The organism is Streptomyces sp. NPDC101110, from assembly GCF_044759525.1.
Classification (GTDB): Bacteria; Actinomycetota; Actinomycetes; order Streptomycetales; family Streptomycetaceae; genus Streptomyces.
On record NZ_JBIVZM010000004.1, the window covers coordinates 199,479 to 217,131 of the forward strand.

Genomic DNA, 17,653 nt, shown 5'->3' on the forward strand with positions numbered 1-17,653 from the left:
ACATACGCTTGTGAAAGCGTTCACATTCACAAGCCATTATGCAGCACAGGCATTCGAGCCTCCCGAGGGGGTCCCTGTCTCCCCCGTCACAGTCAACGCCTTGGCCCAGACTTCAACATATTGTTGAATCAGCCGCATGCAGACATCACTACACATACGGATCTCGTGGCCTTCGGGGCACCTCAACGCATCGCTCGACCACACTGCGACCAGTCAGGCCCTCGCCAGGGCGCTGCCCCTCGTCTCCACGGCACGGACCTGGGGGGCTGAGGTGTACTTCGACACAGGGGTATCCGTTTCACGTGAAACAGACGCCCGTGAGGTCGTCGAACCGGGGACCGTCGCCTTCTGGACCGAGGGTGACGCCCTCGCCCTCCCCTACGGCCCCACGCCGATCGCTCGGGGCGGCGAATGCCGTCTCGCCGGCCCGTGCAATGTCCTGGGCCGCCTCGACGGCGACCCGGGACTGCTCGCAACCGTGCGGGACGGCGACCCCGTCCGCGTGGAACTCCTCGATTCCTGAGCGGGTTCGCGGAGCGCTGCGACGGCCTGTCCTCCGACCGGGCCGACGGAGCGCTACAGCGCCCTGCGCCCCGGCGGGCACACAACGCCCTACTGCTCCTTGCGGAGCCCTTCCGCCACCTTCAGGAAGATGTCGTTCGCCTCGGCCTCCCCGACCGTCACCCGCACACCCTCGCCCGGGAACGGCCGGATCACCACACCCGCCTGCTCACAGGCCGCCGCGAACGCGACTGTGCGCTCCCCCAGCCGCAGCCACACGAAGTTGGCCTGGGTCTCGGGCACCGTCCAGCCCTGAGAGCGCAGCCCGTCGACCACGCGCGTGCGCTCACACACCAGCGAGCCGACCCGGCCGAACAGTTCGTCCTCGGCCCGCAGTGAGGCGATCGCCGCTTCCTGCGCGAGCTGGCTCACGCCGAACGGCACCGCCGTCTTGCGCAGCGCCGCCGCCACCGGCTCATGAGCGATGGCGAAACCGACGCGCAGGCCGGCGAGACCGTACGCCTTGGAGAAGGTCCGCAGGACGCAAACGTTGGGCCGGTCGCGGTAGATCTCACAGCCGTCCGGAACCTCGGGGTCGCGGATGAACTCGCGGTAGGCCTCGTCGAGGACCACCAGCACATCGCTCGGGACCCGGTCGAGGAAACGCTCCAGCTCCGCCCGCCGTACCACCGTGCCGGTCGGGTTGTTGGGGTTGCAGACGAAGATCAGCCGCGTGCGGTCGGTGATCGCGTCGGCCATGGCGTCGAGGTCGTGCACATCCCCGGGGGTCAGCGGGACCTGAACCGACGTCGCGCCGCTGATCTGCGTGATGATCGGGTACGCCTCGAAGGACCTCCAGGCGTACATGACCTCGTCGCCGGGGCCCGCGGTGGCCTGGATCAGCTGCTGGGCGACACCGACCGAACCGGTGCCGGTGGCCAGGTGGGAGAGGGGCACGCCGAACCGCTCGGACAGCTCGTTCATCAGCCCCGTGCAGGCCATGTCCGGGTAGCGGTTGAAGTTCTGGGCCGCCGCCGTCACGCTCTCCATCACGCCGGGCAGCGGCGGATAGGGATTCTCGTTGGAGGACAGCTTGTAGGCCACCGGACCACCTGCCGCGGCGGGCTTGCCCGGCTTGTAGGTGGGGATCCCCTCCAGCTCGGCGCGCAGCTTGGGGCTCGTCTCGCTCACCGCAGTCCTCCTCGTGAAGACCGGCGGCCCATGACCGCCGCCGACATCCAATACTGCTCACCTTATGAGGATTCAGCGCCGCTGCGTATAGCCACGACCGAGCGACCGGTCCCGTCCTCCCCTGTCCCACCGGCATCTGGGGCATCACCACACCAAGGCGTGCGAATCCGGGGGCGCGCCGCACATATATCTATGCGCTGGTGGTGTGCGCCGTGGCGCGCATCCCCCGTGCAGGTGAGTTGAGACCTCTTCGCAACCTCAGCCACTTGGCAGGCACGTGCGCGCCGACAACACACGTACTGTCAAGAAAGCGCTCAACACCCTTGGTTTCCAAAGCAATTGAGGTTTAATGATCATGCAGAAACGTGCCTGTCAACGCGTGCATATGCGTCCGCACTACCCCACCGCATGAGCCCTACTATCGGCTCGCCATGACAGCAGCAGGGAAGCACCAGGTGAGCCGCGCGGAAACCTCACGGCGAGGCAGCCGGCCGGGCCGGGCAGGCATCAGAGACGTGGCCGCCGCCGCCGGAGTATCCATCACGACCGTCTCCGACGCCCTCAACGGCAAGGGCCGGCTCCCGGACGCCACCCGGCGTCATGTCCGGGAGGTCGCCGACCGGCTGGGCTACCGGCCCTCGGCCGCCGCCCGGACCCTCCGTACCGGCAAATCGGGCCTCATCGGCCTGACCGTGACCACCTACGGGGATGAACCTTTCACCTTCACGGAGTTCGCGTACTTCGCCGAGATGGCACGGGCCGCCACCTCCGCCGCGCTCGCCCGCGGCTACGCCCTCGTCATCCTGCCCGCGACCTCCCGCCACGACGTCTGGTCGAACGTCGCCCTGGACGGCACGGTCGTCATCGACCCCTCCGACCAGGACCCGGTCGTCAGCGAGCTCGTCCGGCAGGGACTCCCCGTGGTCTCCGACGGGCGCCCGGCCGGTGCACTGCCGGTCACGGCCTGGGTCGACAACGACCACGAGGCCGCCGTCCTCGGCATCCTCGACCACCTGGCCGACGCCGGCGCCCGCCGCATCGGCCTGCTGACCGGCACGACGACGGACACCTACACCCACCTGTCGACCACCGCGTACCTGCGCTGGTGCGAGCGCGTGGGACAGGACCCGGTGTACGAGGCCTACCCGGCGCACGATCCGTGCGCGGGCGCCGTCGCCGCCGACCGGCTCCTCGCCCGGCCCGACCGGCCCGACGCGGTCTACGGACTGTTCGACCCGAACGGCACCGACCTGCTCGCCGCCGCCCGCCGCTACGGCCTGCGCGTCCCCGACGATCTGCTGCTGGTCTGCTGCAGCGAGTCCACGGTGTACGCCAACACCGAGCCGCCCATCACCACTCTCTCCCTGAAACCGCGCCGCATCGGCACCGCGGTGGTGCAGCTCCTCATCGACGCCATCGAAGGAGTGGAATCCGACCACCCGGTGGAGCAGGTGATACCGACGGAGCTGATCGTGCGCACCTCGTCCCAGCGACGCCCGCCGCGCACGACGGTCAGCCCTCCGCGATCACCCGAGGGCGCCTAGACCCCACCGGGCAAGAGGAAGAGCGCACTCCTGGGGAGAAACAGGGCCGGTCCCCCGGAGAGAAGGGATCGTTCTCGCGAAGAGAAGAAGAGCGAGGGCGGTCACACGGTGGTCAAAGCCCGGCCCAATCGGGGCGAAAGCCGCGGTGAACTGGACTCTTGCTCTGATTCACCACCCCTGGGTCATCACATGGCGCGATCCGCATTCCTATGATGGGCCCACGACACCCGCGGGCCGCTACGACCAGGCAGTCCGATGTGGTGCAACGCGGCGCGATGGTGGAGGGGTCGATGACTCAGGGGGCCGGTCAGGGACCCGAGGTGGAGCGGACGGCGACGTTGCGCGACTTCCGGGTGCCCGCGTACGTCCACGAGGCCGGTCCGTACGTCCACAGCGTCCACCCCGAGGTCGCCCCGCCGCCCGAGGAGACCTACCCCGAGGGATACACGCCGACCCAGCGCGACCTCCCCGTCGTCAACCGGGGTGACACTGTTCAGGTGACCGTGGATCCCGAGACCACCGCCCCGCAGTCCACCACCGGGCAGGGCCCGCTGTACGTCGTGGGGGACGTACACGGCTACCTCGACCAGCTGGTGTCCGCCCTCCAGGAGAAGGGCCTGCTCGACGCCGCCGGCAATTGGTGCGCGGGCACCGCCCGGCTCTGGTTCCTCGGCGACTTCACCGACCGCGGCCCGGACGGCATCGGCGTCATCGACCTGGTGATGCGGCTGTCCGCCGAGGCTGCCGCGGCCGGCGGCTACTGCAAGGCGCTCATGGGCAACCACGAGCTGCTCCTGCTGGGTGCGAAGCGGTTCGGCGACACCCCCGTCAACTCCGGCGCGGGCACCGCCACCTTCCAGGCGGCCTGGCTGCTCAACGGCGGCCAGAAGACCGACATGGACCGCCTCCAGGACCACCACCTGCAGTGGATGTCCCGTCTGGACGCCGTCGAGGAGGTCGACGGGCACCTGCTCGTCCACTCCGACACCACCGCCTACCTCGACTACGGCCGCTCCATCGAAGAGGTCAACGACACCGTCCGCGAGACGATCACCCGCAACGACGCGGACGAGGTCTGGGACCTGTTCCGCAAGTTCACCAAGCGGTTCTCCTTCCGCGACGAGGGCGGCGCGGACGCCGTGCGCTCCCTGCTCGATACGTACGGGGGCACCCGCATCGTTCACGGGCACAGTCCGATTCCGTATCTGCTCGGCGAGGTCGGCTCGGAGGAGGACGAGGAGAGCCGCGACCCCGTGATTGAGGGACCGCACGTCTACGCCGACGGACTCGCCATCGCGATGGACGGCGGCGTAACCATGGCCGGAAAGCTGCTGGTCCAGCAACTGCCGCTGGACGCGTGAACGTTCACCGGACAGGCGTCCCCCATCGGCGGACCGGGCCGGTGAGCGGTCAATTTCGGTAAACCCCCTGTCACCGCATACCGTCACCGCTCTACCATCGGCTTATCCGTAGCAGGCTCCCCTCCGTTTCTGCCCGACGGCTCGTCAGCATGCCGAGCCCCAAGCCCTACGGAGCATCGGGGGATGCACATGAACAGCGTTCCGCAGCACCTGCTGAGCGAGGACCGCCAGGAATACGAGCGGATCCTCGATGAGGCGCTGCGCTCCGCATCACACCGTCCGGAACTGGCCGCTGTCGGACAGCGGCTCAACCCCGAACAGCTGCGCACCATGGCCCTGAGCGCCACCGCGCTCATCACCTCGGCCGCGGCGACCGAATACCAGCACTACGTCAAGGTCCGCGACGAACTGCGTCAGCCGGCGTCGGCCGGCTCACCGGCCATGCGCGGCTCCGGGTCCGGCTCCTCCGAGCCGGGCACGGACGCCTCGGGGCTCGCCGCCACCATGGGAGGGGTCGCGGAGACCGCGGGCGCGGGCGCCGTCGCCGTCGTCGCCGTCCTCGCACCCGTCCTGGCCGGCACCGCCGCGGCGATCTTCCTGCTCGTCGGATACATCCTGCGGATGCTCGACCCCGGGCAGGGATTCGCCCGGACCATGCTCGCCACGGGCTGGGTGTTCGGTGCCGTGACCGCGGTCGCGATCCTCGTCGCCGCTGTGGGGCTGCTGCTCACCGCCCTGCGCAACAAGCCCACAGCCGAGATCGGGCCGTACGGCGAACTGCGCGGCGAGGTGGCCCAGGCCAGGGAGGCCTGGCACGAGGCCCTGCTGGAACGCGGCATCCTGCCCTTTCTGCGGGAGGCACTCGCCGCCCCCGGGGCGGCCGCGGCCCTGCACCCCACACCATCTTCCACACCGGTCAGCCGCATGCCGCACCTCGGCTACGACCGCCCGGGGTTCACGAGCCCGGACGACGGCGACCGCGGCTCGCGCCCCAGCTTCAGCAGCCCGGACTACACCAGCCCGGACTTCGGAGGACCGGAGCACCAGCCGGAGTAACTGTCGGAGCAGACCTCGCAGTCCGTTCCGAGCGGCCCCTCCCACAGGCCGGGGGCGCACCCGCCCCGGGCCTGTGCGCGGCCGGTCAGTCCGCGATGGGCAGGTACACGCGGTTGCCGCTCGCGGCGAACTCCTTCGACTTCAGGGCCATGCCCTCCTCGATTTCGGTCCGGGTGCCGCCGTGTTCGCGGCGGATGTCCTGCGAGATCTTCATGCTGCAGAACTTGGGACCGCACATCGAGCAGAAGTGAGCCGTCTTGGCCGGCTCGGCGGGCAGGGTCTCGTCGTGGAACTCCCGTGCCGTGTCCGGGTCGAGGGCCAGGTTGAACTGGTCCTCCCACCGGAACTCGAAACGGGCGTCGGACAACGCGTCGTCCCACTCCTGCGCACCGGGGTGCCCCTTGGCGAGATCCGCCGCGTGGGCGGCGATCTTGTAGGTGATGACGCCGGTCTTGACGTCGTCGCGGTTCGGCAGGCCCAGGTGCTCCTTGGGCGTGACGTAGCACAGCATCGCCGTACCCCACCAGGCGATCATCGCGGCGCCGATGCCGGACGTGATGTGGTCGTACGCCGGTGCGACGTCCGTGGTCAGCGGGCCGAGCGTATAGAACGGAGCTTCATCGCAAATCTCCTGCTGAAGGTCGATGTTCTCCTTGATCTTGTGCATCGGGACGTGGCCCGGGCCCTCGATCATGGTCTGAACGTTGAAACGCTTCGCGATCCGGTTGAGTTCCCCGAGCGTGCGCAGCTCCGCGAACTGTGCCTCGTCATTGGCGTCCGCGATCGATCCGGGCCTGAGGCCGTCCCCCAGCGAGTACGTGACGTCGTAGGCGGCGAGGATCTCGCACAGTTCCTCGAAGTTCTCGTACAGGAACGACTCCTTGTGGTGCGCGAGGCACCAGGCAGCCATGATCGAGCCGCCGCGGGAGACGATGCCGGTCTTGCGGTTCGCCGTCAGGGGTACGTACGGAAGGCGCACCCCCGCGTGGACCGTCATGTAGTCCACGCCCTGCTCGGCCTGCTCGATGACCGTGTCCTTGTAGATCTCCCAGGTCAGTTCCTCGGCCCGGCCGTCGACCTTCTCCAGCGCCTGGTAGAGCGGCACCGTGCCGATGGGCACGGGGGAGTTGCGCAGCACCCATTCACGTGTGGTGTGGATGTTGCGGCCCGTGGACAGGTCCATGACCGTGTCGGCACCCCATCGGGTCGCCCAGGTCATCTTCTCGACCTCCTCCTCGATGGAGGACGTCACCGCCGAGTTGCCGATGTTGGCGTTGACCTTCACCAGGAACCGCTTGCCGATGATCATCGGCTCGATCTCCGGGTGGTTGACGTTGGCCGGCAACACGGCCCGGCCTGCGGCGATCTCGTCGCGGACCACCTCGGGCGAGACGTTCTCCCGGATGGCGACGTACTCCATCTCGGGCGTGATCTCGCCGCGTCGGGCGTACGCGAGCTGGGTGACAGCCTGTCCGTTCCTGCCGCGGCGCGGCTGGCGGGGCCGGCCGGGGAAGACCGCGTCCAGGTTGCGGAGACCCCCACGGGGCGACGTGTGCTTGATGCCGTCGTCCTCGGGACGGACGGGGCGGCCCGCGTACTCCTCGGTGTCGCCGCGGGCGATGATCCAGTTCTCGCGCAGCGGCGAAAGGCCCCTGCGGACGTCGGTGTCGACGAGTGGATCGGTGTAAGGGCCGGACGTGTCGTACAGCGTGACCGACTGGCCGTTGGTGAGGTGCACCTGACGAACCGGCACGCGCAGGTCGGGGCGGGTGCCCTCGATGTACGCCTTGTGCCAGCCGATGGACTTACCGGCCTCCTCGGACGTCTCGTCCTGAACGGAGGCAGGCGTGCGTGCGTCCTTGTTGGTCATGAGACCTACTCCCTACGCCGGCATTACCCGGTAACAGGTTCGGCGGTCGACGCAGCCGTTTCCGTCCGGCGACGTTTCGTGTGAAACATCACTCGACTCCGGCAATGTTTCATGTGAAACATCGCCGGGACGGAGGTCAGCGCCCTCTCAGCCCGGTGCTCCGAGCTCCCGCGTGTACAAAAGGTGCCCCCACGCTAGCGGCAATTCTGGCGCGGTGAACAGAGGGCCCCCCTCGTTCTTGCGATGATCGGGCGGTGACCACGACGCAGCGTCCCTCCTACCCATCGCCCGAGCCGCCCCGCGGATCCGGCGCCGGAAGCGGCCTTGGCCGTGGTGACGGCGCTGGTGAGGGCCACGATTTCGCAGCCGGCGCCGGACAGGGGCCGACCGGGCCACAACGGCCGGTCAGGCCGCAGGGGCCGGGCGGGACGCATGCCCCGGTCAGGGGCCAGGGGCCGGGCAGGCCGCAGGCCCCGGCCCCGAGACGGGGCCCCGAGTTCGGATACGGGCAGGACGGGGGTTTCGGTTCCCGGAACAGCGGTGAGTACGGGCAGGGAGCCGGTCACGACCCCGCTGCCGGGCACGGCCCGGGACCCTCCGGAGGTGGCGGCCACGGCCACGACGGCGGAGACGGACAGGGTCACGGTGGAGACGGCGGACAGGGCCACGGTCACGGCGGAGACGGCGGTCACGGGCACGGTCCCGGTCCGGGTGGCGGGCACGGGCACTCCCACAGTCACGGCCCGGCCACGCCGGTCTCCCTGCACCTGCGCAAGGTCATCGCGGCGATCCTGATCCCGTTCGCCGCCGCCGTGCTGGTGGGCCTCGCCGTGCTGTGGCCGGGCGGCGCCCCCGCGCACGAACGCACCGGCGTCGGCTTCGACCGGCAGACGCAGGACGCCACCGTCACCAAGGTGGTCGAGGTGAGCTGCAAGGAGGCCGGCGCTTCGGGCGTTCCGCCGACCGGCGACACCTCCACCGCCGAGGGCTCCTCCGCTGTGCAGCAGGAGAAGGGCACCTGCAAGCGGGCGACGATCCGGGTGGACAGCGGCGACGACAAGGGCCGTACGTTCACCGAGATCATCCAGCCGGACCAGTCCCGCCAGTTGCGCGAGGGCCAGGAGGTCGTGGTCGCCTACGAGCCCTCGGCCCCGAAGGACCTGCAGTACTCGGTCACCGACGTCAACCGCCGTTTTCCCCTGGCGCTGCTCGCGGGCATCTTCGCCATCGCCGTGGTGGTCGTCGGGCGGATGCGGGGCGTCATGGCGCTGGTCGCGCTGGCCATCAGCTTCATGGTGCTGAACTTCTTCATCCTGCCCGCGATCCTGCAGGGATCCAATCCGCTGGTCGTGGCGGTGGTCGGCGCGAGCGCCATCATGCTCATCGCGCTGTACATGTGTCACGGCCCGTCGGCCCGGACGTCCGTGGCGGTGCTCGGCACGCTCATCTCACTGCTGCTGATCGGCATTCTCGGCTCGGTGTTCATCGACTGGGCCGCGTTGACCGGCAACACCGACGACAACACCGGGCTGATCCACGGCCTCTACCCGACGATCGACATGAGCGGTCTGCTGCTGGCCGGCGTCATCATCGGCTCGCTCGGCGTGCTCGACGACGTCACGGTCACGCAGACCTCGGCGGTCTGGGAGCTGCACGAGGCCAACCCGTCGATGGGCTGGCGGGGGCTCTACCGCGCGGGCATCCGGATCGGCCGCGACCACATCGCCTCGGTCGTCAACACGCTCGTCCTCGCGTACGCGGGTGCCGCGCTGCCCCTGCTGCTGCTGTTCTCCATCGCGCAGTCCAGTGTGGGGACGGTCGCCAACAGCGAGCTGGTCGCGGAGGAGATCGTGCGCACACTGGTCGGCTCGATCGGCCTGGTGGCCTCGGTGCCGGTCACCACGGCCCTGGCGGCGCTGGTGGTCTCGGCCGACCGTCCCGGCGCGGAGCCCGCCCCGGAGACCGCCGCTGTCCCGGCACGCGGCGGAAGGGGCCGGCGCCGCAAGCGCTGACGCCCACGAGTTCAGCACCCCCCCCCGCCATGCGGAGGAAGGCCGAACCGAGGAAGGGCGCACCGCGGAAGATCGTAGGACGATCACAGGAAGAAGCGTTCCTGCAGAGCTCGGCGGCACCCGGTGAAGCGTTACTCCACCGTGCCGCCGGGTCCATGTCTCAGCCGGCGCTCTGCTCGGCGAGGATGCGGTCCAGGGCCTCGTCGAGGTGCGCGTCGAAGTCGGCGAGCGAGCCCTCCTGGCCCAGCGGCACCAGCTTGTCCGTTCGGTCGAGGAAAGCGACGAGCGGTGCCGTCGAAGACCGGAACAACGCCTGGTCGCTGCCCACCTGAAGCCGGATCAACACCTCGCCCAACGCGTCGGGTTCGACGGGCGTGACACGCACATCGCCCTCCCCGCACGGGCGGCCGACCCCATCGATCAGCAACTCCCGCCCGAAAGCCCACGTCACCGGGGCGTCACCGGGCAAGTGGAACGTCAGCCGTACGGCATAGGGATCACTGGACTCATAGCGCAGCTCCACCGGAATGCGGAAGGAGAGCTCCTCGGACACGAGAAAGCTCATCATGACCTCTGCTTGTACGGACTCGCGCATCGATAACCCCGTCAAATCGCCGTCACTGGCCGGGAACGAACCTCTGATACTTGGTGAATCTTGCTGAACGTACACAGCAGATCACAAGGAGTGAGTTTTCACATAGTGATAGAGAGCGCGAGCGAGCCGAGCAGGCGCCCGATCTCGACCTGCAACTGACGGACCGCCGGCAGCAGCCGCTCGGCCTGGTGTGCGGGGAGTGAAATGGCCATCGTCGCGGCCGTGCTGCCGAGGGTGAGGGGAATCGCGGCGCAGACCGCGCCCAGGGCGTACTCCTGGCGCTCGGTCACCGGCTCCATCCGCCGGATCCGCTCCAGGCGTCTCAGCAGGCTGTGGTTGTCGCGCACCGTGTAGGGCGTGAGCGGTTGCACCGGATAGCGTTCGAGGTGGTCGCGGCGTGCGTCCTCGTCCAGTTGGGACAGCAGGCATTGTCCGACGGCGTGCGCGTGCCCTGTCTCCCGGAAGTCGGCCCACTCCTCGACAGCCGGGTTGACCGGGGTGTCGGAGACACACATGACCTCGATCTCGCCCTCGCGGTAGACCGCGTAGTACACGGGCACGCCCAGGGCGTCCCGGCAGTGTGCGAGCGCGTCGGCGATCGTGCTGCGACGTTTCTGCCGCGCCCCGCTGCTGCTCAGCCGCTCGGCCGCCGCACCGAGGAAGAACAGGCCCTTGTCCCGGCGCAGATATCCCTCGTGCACGAGGGTGCGCAGCAGGTGGTACGTCGTGGGCAGCGCCAGCCCGGTCTCACGGGCCAATTGCTTGGCCGGGGCACCGTATTCGTGCGCTGCGACGGTCTCCAGCAGGCGCATGGCACGCTGCACCGATCCGATGAGGGTCGGCGGAGGGGGTGGTGCCGGGGGTGGTGGTGGCCCGGAGGGCGTCGCCGAGCGGGGTTGCGCGGGGACGGTGTGGAGGTGAACGGGGGCGGTGTCAGCCGGGACCAAGGGGCTCTCCCGAAACGCGAGGGGGCACACCGTGCGGGGGGACACGGGTGGGGGTGAATGCCGCTCGCGGGGAGGTCCCCGCGTCGAGTTCCGGACTCTATTCGCCTGCCACCGCGTGCAGACCGCCCCGCCGGGAAACTTCCCTCGCCCGAGGGAACCGGTGATTGCCGGAGTTCCCTGCTACCCCCACCTGTTTCCCACCGGTCTCACCAGTCGCTGCGCGACGAGGAGCTCGACGTGAACTTGCGTACGACGTAGATCAGTCCGCCGACCAGTGCCACGAAGACCAGCACCTTGAAGAGCAGTCCGATGACGAAGCCGACCACACTGGCGATCAGCCCGCCGAACACGACCAGGGCGATGACCGGCACCGCGATCCACTTCACCCACCACGGAAGTCCCGTGAAGATCTCTCGCATCGCCCTCGTCCTTACCTCTCCGCCCGTTCGAGTGCCGGGTCCTGTCGGTCCTGCCGGATCTTTGATGTCCTGCACTCGATGCTAGGTCCGGGAGGGGCCGGACGGAGGCTACGCATCCCTTGTCCTCCCCTGACCGAACCCCTAGGGAACCCCGAGGCGCTTGGTCACCCCTCGGGCGGAGAGAAGACCACCATCACCCGCAGGTCCTCGGTGATGTGGTGGAACCTGTGGGCGACACCCGCCGGCACGTAGATCACGCTGCCACGCGCCACCTGGGTGGTCTCCAGGCCGACGGTGATCGAGGCACGGCCGCTCACAACGAAGTAGACCTCGTCCTGATTGTGCGGCTTCTGTGGATCCTGTTCGCCGGCGTCGAGGGCGTACAGGCCGACCGACATGTTCCGCTCCCGCAGAAACTGCAGGTAGGCGCCGTCGTGGGCGGCGCGCTCCGCCTCCAGTTCATCCAGCCGGAATGCCTTCATCGCCTTGTCCGCCCCTGCCTCTTGTGCCCGTGTCCGATCAGGTCTGCCACGATCAGACACATGATGAATTTCCTAGTCAAGACGATCGCCAACGCAGGCGCCCTGGCGGTCGCCGTGTGGCTGCTCGACAAGATCACCCTGACCGGTGACAGCACCGGCAAGGAGTTCGCCACCCTGATCATCGTGGCGCTGCTCTTCGGCCTGGTGAACTTCCTGGTCAAGCCGGTGGTCAAGCTCCTCAGCCTGCCGCTGCTGATACTGACGCTCGGCCTGTTCACGCTGGTCGTCAACGCGTTGATGCTGCTGCTCACCTCATGGCTGGCGGACAAGCTCGACCTGAGCTTCCACGTGGAGGGCTTCTGGACGGCCGTCGTCGGAGGTCTGATCATCTCGGTCGTCTCCTGGGCGCTGCACGTCATCCTGCCCGACGGGGACTGAACGGACATGACGTACCGGGTCTGCTTCGTCTGCACGGGCAACATCTGCCGCTCGCCGATGGCCGAGATCGTCTTCCGCGCGCGGATTGCGGAGGCCGGTCTCGACGAGCTGGTGGAGGTCGACAGCGCCGGCACGGGTGGCTGGCACGAGGGCGACGGTGCCGACCCGCGCACCGTGGCCGTCCTGGAGGACAACGGATACCCGGGCGGCCACACGGCCCGGCAGTTCCAGTCGTCCTGGTTCTCCCGCCTCGACCTCGTGATCGCCCTCGACTCCGGCCATCTCGGGGCCCTGCGCCGCCTCGCGCCCACGGAGCAGGACGCCGCAAAGGTGCGGCTGCTCCGCTCGTACGATCCCGCCGCCGGCGATGACCTCGACGTACCGGACCCCTACTACGGGGGAATGGACGGCTTCGAGGAGTGCCTTGAGATGGTGGAGGCGGCGAGCACCGGTCTGCTCGCCGCAGTGCGCGAGGACGTGGAGGGACAGGCGGCATGAGTGATTCCGCGACGGGTGACGCGGGCGGAACGACGGGCGACCCGGCCCGGTCGACGGCCGACGCGGACCGGGTGAGGGCTGCCGCGAGTGGTGAGGCGGAGGCCCCAGGTGCGGTGACGGGTGGGGCGATCGCTGGCGTCGGTGAGGGCACGCGCGCCGTACGGGCCGGGCTGCCCGAGCCGGTCAAGCACGAGCCCACCCTGCCCGGCCCCGTGTTCGCCGCCCATTTCCATCTCCCCGGCGACCCGACCGGCCCCTACACGTACGGGCGGGACGAGAACCCGACCTGGACGCTGCTGGAACGCGCCATCGGCGAGCTGGAGGCGCCGGGCGGGGGCGGCGCCGAGACGCTCGTCTTCGCCTCGGGCATGGCGGCGATCTCGGCGGTGCTCTTCTCCCAGCTGCGCACCGGCGACGTGTGCGTCCTGCCGGACGACGGCTACCAGGCGCTGCCGCTGGTCCGCGCCCAGCTGGAGGCGTACGGCATCGAGGTGCGCACGGCGCCCACCGGCGGGGACGCCCAGCTCGACGTTCTCGACGGGGCGAGGCTGCTGTGGATCGAGTCCCCGTCGAATCCCGGGCTCGACGTGTGTGACATCAGGCGGCTCGCCGAGGCGGCACATGCGCGTGGTGCCCTGGTGGCCGTCGACAACACCCTGGCGACACCGCTCGGTCAGCGCCCGCTGGAACTTGGCGCCGATTTCGCGGTGGCCAGCGGCACCAAGCAGCTCACCGGCCACGGCGATGTTCTCCTGGGCTATGTGGTCGGCCGGGACGCAGAGACCATGGCGGCCGTGCGCCGCTGGCGCAAGATCGTCGGTGCGATTCCCGGGCCCATGGAGGCCTGGCTCGCACACCGTTCGCTCGCGACGCTCCAGATGCGCGTCGACCGGCAGTGTGCGACGGCCCTGGCGGTCGCGAAGGCACTGCGTGAGCGGCCCGAGGTGGCGGGGCTGCGCTACCCGGGACTGCCCGACGACCCCTCCCACGGGGTCGCCGCGCGGCAGATGCGGCGCTTCGGGTGTGTCGTGTCCTTCACGCTGCCCACGCGCGCGCGTGCCGATCGCTTCCTCGAGGCTCTGCGCCTCGTGGATGACGCGACGAGCTTCGGCGGGGTGCGGTCCACGGCCGAACGGCGTGGCCGCTGGGGCGGGGACGCCGTGCCGGAAGGCTTCGTCCGCCTGTCGGTGGGCGCCGAGGACCCCGAGGACCTGGTGGCGGACGTGCTGCGTGCGCTGGATGCCTCGGCCGTCTGATTCCCCCCGGACGGTCCGAGCCTCCCCCCTCGTGGCTCGGACCGTCCTCCGGTTCCGCGCGCAAGAACCGCGCGACCAAGGCTAGTTGACTCTCTGTCAGTGTCCAATCACGGTAGCGACAGAGACCTATCGACTTATTTATAGTTGGGCACGGTCGGCGGCCGGGGAGCTGTGGCCGAAGAGGGGAGTGTGCGCGGTGGATCTGGCCTTGCTGCGGACCTTCGTGACCGTGCACCGGGCCGGCTCCTTCACTCGCGCCGCCGCTCTGCTCGGCCTCTCCCAGCCTGCTGTCACCTCGCAGATACGGACGCTGGAACGGCAGCTGGGGCGACCCTTGTTCCTTCGGCAGGCCCGTGGCGTGACCCCGACGAGCATCGGCGACGAACTCGCCCACAAGGCCGCACCCCATCTCGACGCCCTGGTGGAGATCACCGAGACCGGCCTCGACGACGACTCCTCCTTACGGACGCTGCACCTCGCAGGTCCGCCGGAGTTCACCGCCGAACGAGCCCTGCCCGCCCTCACCGAGCTGACCCGCGAGGACGGGCAGGGTTTTGCCTTGCGCGCCTCCTTCGGGACCGCCGAGGAAACGTTGGAAGGGCTGTCCGCCGGGCATCATGATCTGGCCATCAGCACGGCCCAGCCGCGCGGCCCCCTGCTCACGGCGACTGCGCTCTGCGACGAGGAGCACGTCCTGGTCGCCGCCCCACGCTGGCCGGAGCAGATCGGCACCACGCAACCGGACCACGAGCCGGCGCCGGCCCTGGAGAAGGTGCCGGTGGTGGAGGTGCACGAGTCGCTGCCGTTCGTCTCCCGCTACTGGGCCTCCGTCTTCGACTCGCAGCCGGCCGCCCCGGGCACGGTGATCGTTCCCGACCTGCGTGCGGTCCTGGCCTGCGCGGTCGCGGGCGCCGGCCTGGCGGTGCTGCCCCGCTATCTGTGCGCGGCGGCACTGGAGCGGGGAGACGTCGTCGCCCTGCACGAGCCGCCGGTGCCACCGCTGCGCACGTACTTCCTGGTGGTCCGGACCGGGACACTCGCGATGCCTCACATCGCGCGAGCTCACGACTGGTTGCTGCGCTCCTCAGCGGACTGGTGCTGAGGCGCCCGGGGTCGCGTGCCGGGGTGCGTGAGGTGGGTCGCGGGAGCTCAGATACCTGTCTCACTCTGGGAGCTCGCCCGGTGACGTTTCGCGATGTTTCACGTGGAACCAGCCGGGCCACATTTCACTCATGACCGTCCGACCCGTGGTCAAGCGCACCGCCCGCGCCGTTCTGCTGGACGGTGCCGACCTGATCCTGATCAAGCGCACCAAGCCGGGTGTGGATCCCTACTGGCTCACGCCCGGCGGCGGGGTCGAGCCCAGCGACCCGACCGTCGTCGACGCCTTGCACCGCGAGGTGTACGAGGAACTCGGGGCGAAGATCACCGATGTGGTGCCCTGCTTCGTGGACACCATGGAGCACATCGGGGAGGACGGTGGCGCGACCGGTGTGAAGGTGCAGCACTTCTTCGTCTGCCGCCTGGAGTCCATGGACCCCTCCCTGCGCCATGGCCCCGAGGTGGACGAGCCGGTCGGCGAGTACGAGATCGTGCGCGTGCCCTTCACCCGGGTCGGGATCGCCTCGGTCCATCTCGTGCCGCTGTCGCTGCGGCACTACCTGGACGGCAACATCGAGGGCGTGCTCGCCATGCACGCGCCCGACCTGGGCTGAGCCGTCCGTCAGCTTCCCGCGGCGACCAGTTCCTCGACGGAGTCATGGCGTATGCGCTCCGACGGGACGCCGACGTCCCTCAGGACGTCCACGCCGCTGCGGATCATCCCGGGCGGGCCCGAGAGGTAGGCGTCGAACTCGTCCCAGGGCCCGTAGGTGCGGATGGCGTCCGGCAACTGCAGGTGCGCCTGCTGGTCGATGATCGCGCGGACCGAGAGCCACGGGTGGGTCTGCTGGAGGCGGAGCATGGTGTCGATGTCGTACAGGTCGTGGTCGGTACGGGCACCGTAGAAGACCTCGACCGACCGGCGGTCCCCGTGCTCGGCGACATCCTCGACCAGGGCCTTGATGGGCGCGATACCCGTGCCGCCGCCCAGGCAGAGCAGGCCGCTGTCGGTGGTGTGGTCGACGGTCATGGACCCCGCGGGCGGCCCGAGCCGGATGATGTCGCCGGGGCGGGCGCGATGCACCAGGGCGTTGGAGACCCAGCCGGCCGGGACGGCCTTGACATGGAACGAGAGCAGACCGTCGGACCGCGGCGCCGAGGCGAAGGAGTAGTGCCGCCAGATCCGGGGCCACCAGGGTGTCTCCACGCTCGTGTACTGCCCGGCGAGGAAGGGGTAGGGCTGGTCGGGGCGGACAGTGACGACCGCTACGTCTGGCGTTCTCAGGTCGTGCGCGACGATCTCGGCGTACCACCAGGCCGGTGCACGCAGTTCGTCCGCGGCCGCTGCGTCGATCATGACCTGGGAGATCGTGGTGTAGGTCCGGACCCAGGCCGCTTCCGTCTCCGCGTTCCACACTCCGGCCGCGTACCTGCTCAGTGCGCCGATGAGGCACTCGCCGACGGCCGGGTAGTGCTCGGGCCGCGTCCCGTACTTGCGGTGGCCCCTGCCGAGCTTTTGCAGGTAGTCGACGAGCACGTCCCTGTTGTCGATGTGCTCGGCGGCCGTGAGCAGCGCTCTGAGCAGTCGGTCCCGCTGGGTGTCCATCGCGGCTGGGAACAGTGACCGCAGGTCGGGGTGGCGCACGAAGAGCAGGGCGTAGAAGTACGACGTGACCTTGTCGGCGACCGGCGTGACCTCCGCCATGGTGTGGCGGATGAGGAGGGCGTCCGGGGAGGCCGCTCCGGCCGGCCCGGTGGCGGCCTCTTCCGGCGGTTGCACCGGGGCGTGCTCCTGGGAGGGCGCCGGCTGTTCGGCGGCAGCCGGGGGCGGAGTCACGGTGGACGTGAAGGGCGCCGGGGTGAGCGTCGTCGGTGCGGGACCCGGCGACGGGGCAGCAGTGGGGTCTGCGACCGGGGGCTGAGTGTGTGGTGCGGGCGGAGTGACGGGGTGGGGTGTCGCGTCGGGGGTTTCGCGTGTTTGGTCGAGCCCGTCGGGGCTCGGGGTGTTGCGGGGTGTGAACCAGTCGCCCCCGCCGCCGGAAGTGCCGTTGTCGGCCGACGTGGTGGTCGGAGCGTCCATGGTGTGCCTCGCCTCGAGCATCTTTCGGTCGGTCTGCGCACTTCCGTAGCCGGAATGTGCCTGCTTCCCCCGTGGACGGTCTGCGTTCCCATCCTTGTCTCGGCCAATGCGGCCACATTCAACCTGTAATCCGGCTCCGTACGGACAAGTAAGGCGAGAGTGTGACATTGGCCGCAGTGACTCTCATCGAGGTTCCCACTCGCGTGGTCGCTTCTGGCGTATACCCGGAAACACGGGTCTTCGATCTCTCCGTCCCGTTAGGCTGCATTACCCTGCACTGCCCCAAACAGGACGAGGCGTCC

The 17,653-nt window shown here is 69.3% G+C and carries 17 protein-coding genes and 1 riboswitch; of the genes, 10 read left to right on the plus strand and 7 right to left on the minus strand.

What is annotated here, in order from left to right; genetic code table 11:
* Positions 1-136 precede the first annotated feature (136 nt).
* On the plus strand, positions 137-523 hold the full coding sequence (locus tag ACIQU3_RS10245) for a cyclophilin-like fold protein (RefSeq protein ID WP_403741703.1): 387 nt from the start codon (positions 137-139) through the stop codon (positions 521-523).
* A gap of 89 nt (positions 524-612) precedes the next feature.
* Here ACIQU3_RS10245 and hisC read toward each other — a convergent pair whose 3' ends face one another.
* The gene (gene hisC / locus ACIQU3_RS10250) at positions 613-1,692 is read right to left on the minus strand and encodes a histidinol-phosphate transaminase (protein ID WP_403924373.1); all 1,080 of its coding nucleotides are present in this window, start codon (positions 1,690-1,692) and stop codon (positions 613-615) included.
* 431 nt (positions 1,693-2,123) lie between these two features.
* On the opposite strand from hisC, the gene ACIQU3_RS10255 reads away from it, so the two are divergent.
* The 3 genes from ACIQU3_RS10255 to ACIQU3_RS10265 all read left to right on the plus strand — a co-directional run bounded on the left by ACIQU3_RS10255 (position 2,124) and on the right by ACIQU3_RS10265 (position 5,653).
* The gene (locus tag ACIQU3_RS10255) at positions 2,124-3,236 is read left to right on the plus strand and encodes a LacI family DNA-binding transcriptional regulator (RefSeq protein WP_366715899.1); all 1,113 of its coding nucleotides are present in this window, start codon (positions 2,124-2,126) and stop codon (positions 3,234-3,236) included.
* 275 nt (positions 3,237-3,511) lie between these two features.
* Complete coding sequence (locus ACIQU3_RS10260; RefSeq protein WP_403742031.1) at positions 3,512-4,597, plus strand: metallophosphoesterase; 1,086 nt, start codon at positions 3,512-3,514, stop codon at positions 4,595-4,597.
* Between the two features lie 183 nt (positions 4,598-4,780).
* Positions 4,781-5,653: a hypothetical protein gene (locus tag ACIQU3_RS10265; RefSeq protein WP_403741709.1), complete on the plus strand. Its 873-nt coding sequence runs from the start codon at positions 4,781-4,783 to the stop codon at positions 5,651-5,653.
* An 85-nt stretch (positions 5,654-5,738) separates the two neighbouring features.
* On the opposite strand, the gene thiC is transcribed toward ACIQU3_RS10265, so the two are convergent.
* Entirely contained in the window at positions 5,739-7,523 is a 1,785-nt protein-coding gene (thiC, locus tag ACIQU3_RS10270; RefSeq protein ID WP_403924376.1) for a phosphomethylpyrimidine synthase ThiC, read from the minus strand.
* Positions 7,516-7,705: riboswitch (TPP riboswitch) on the minus strand. (Overlaps the previous gene by 8 nt.)
* A 72-nt stretch (positions 7,706-7,777) precedes the next feature.
* Between thiC and ACIQU3_RS10275 the strand changes: the two genes are divergently transcribed.
* Positions 7,778-9,535 carry a YibE/F family protein gene (locus tag ACIQU3_RS10275; protein ID WP_403741714.1) on the plus strand — a complete coding sequence of 586 codons (1,758 nt, stop codon included), beginning with the start codon at positions 7,778-7,780 and terminating at the stop codon, positions 9,533-9,535.
* A gap of 160 nt (positions 9,536-9,695) precedes the next feature.
* Here the strand turns inward: ACIQU3_RS10275 and ACIQU3_RS10280 are convergent, their stop codons facing one another.
* From ACIQU3_RS10280 to ACIQU3_RS10295, 4 genes are all read right to left on the minus strand, one after another.
* Positions 9,696-10,130, minus strand: a complete 435-nt coding sequence (locus ACIQU3_RS10280) for an SsgA family sporulation/cell division regulator (protein WP_104779090.1) — start codon at positions 10,128-10,130, stop codon at positions 9,696-9,698.
* Between the two features lie 98 nt (positions 10,131-10,228).
* Positions 10,229-10,954 carry an IclR family transcriptional regulator gene (locus tag ACIQU3_RS10285; RefSeq protein ID WP_403741717.1) on the minus strand — a complete coding sequence of 242 codons (726 nt, stop codon included), beginning with the start codon at positions 10,952-10,954 and terminating at the stop codon, positions 10,229-10,231.
* Between the two features lie 329 nt (positions 10,955-11,283).
* Positions 11,284-11,496 (minus strand): DUF5326 family protein, encoded by a 213-nt coding sequence (locus tag ACIQU3_RS10290; RefSeq protein ID WP_020271174.1) that lies wholly within the window; start codon positions 11,494-11,496, stop codon positions 11,284-11,286.
* A gap of 164 nt (positions 11,497-11,660) precedes the next feature.
* Positions 11,661-11,978 carry a cupin domain-containing protein gene (locus ACIQU3_RS10295; RefSeq protein WP_403741721.1) on the minus strand — a complete coding sequence of 106 codons (318 nt, stop codon included), beginning with the start codon at positions 11,976-11,978 and terminating at the stop codon, positions 11,661-11,663.
* Between the two features lie 60 nt (positions 11,979-12,038).
* Between ACIQU3_RS10295 and ACIQU3_RS10300 the strand changes: the two genes are divergently transcribed.
* The 5 genes from ACIQU3_RS10300 to ACIQU3_RS10320 all read left to right on the plus strand — a co-directional run bounded on the left by ACIQU3_RS10300 (position 12,039) and on the right by ACIQU3_RS10320 (position 15,885).
* Positions 12,039-12,416 carry a phage holin family protein gene (locus tag ACIQU3_RS10300; RefSeq protein ID WP_234750357.1) on the plus strand — a complete coding sequence of 126 codons (378 nt, stop codon included), beginning with the start codon at positions 12,039-12,041 and terminating at the stop codon, positions 12,414-12,416.
* A 6-nt stretch (positions 12,417-12,422) separates the two neighbouring features.
* Positions 12,423-12,914, plus strand: a complete 492-nt coding sequence (locus ACIQU3_RS10305; protein WP_403741724.1) for a low molecular weight protein-tyrosine-phosphatase — start codon at positions 12,423-12,425, stop codon at positions 12,912-12,914.
* Positions 12,911-14,170, plus strand: a complete 1,260-nt coding sequence (locus ACIQU3_RS10310) for a cystathionine gamma-lyase (protein ID WP_403741727.1) — start codon at positions 12,911-12,913, stop codon at positions 14,168-14,170. Before ACIQU3_RS10305 ends, ACIQU3_RS10310 begins: the two co-directional genes overlap by 4 nt.
* A 196-nt stretch (positions 14,171-14,366) precedes the next feature.
* Entirely contained in the window at positions 14,367-15,272 is a 906-nt protein-coding gene (locus ACIQU3_RS10315) for a LysR family transcriptional regulator (RefSeq protein WP_403741730.1), read from the plus strand.
* 130 nt (positions 15,273-15,402) lie between these two features.
* Positions 15,403-15,885, plus strand: coding sequence for an NUDIX domain-containing protein (locus ACIQU3_RS10320; protein ID WP_403741733.1), 483 nt, complete (start codon positions 15,403-15,405; stop codon positions 15,883-15,885).
* 8 nt (positions 15,886-15,893) lie between these two features.
* On the opposite strand, the gene ACIQU3_RS10325 is transcribed toward ACIQU3_RS10320, so the two are convergent.
* Positions 15,894-17,372, minus strand: a complete 1,479-nt coding sequence (locus ACIQU3_RS10325) for a globin domain-containing protein (RefSeq protein ID WP_403741736.1) — start codon at positions 17,370-17,372, stop codon at positions 15,894-15,896.
* Positions 17,373-17,653 lie beyond the last annotated feature (281 nt).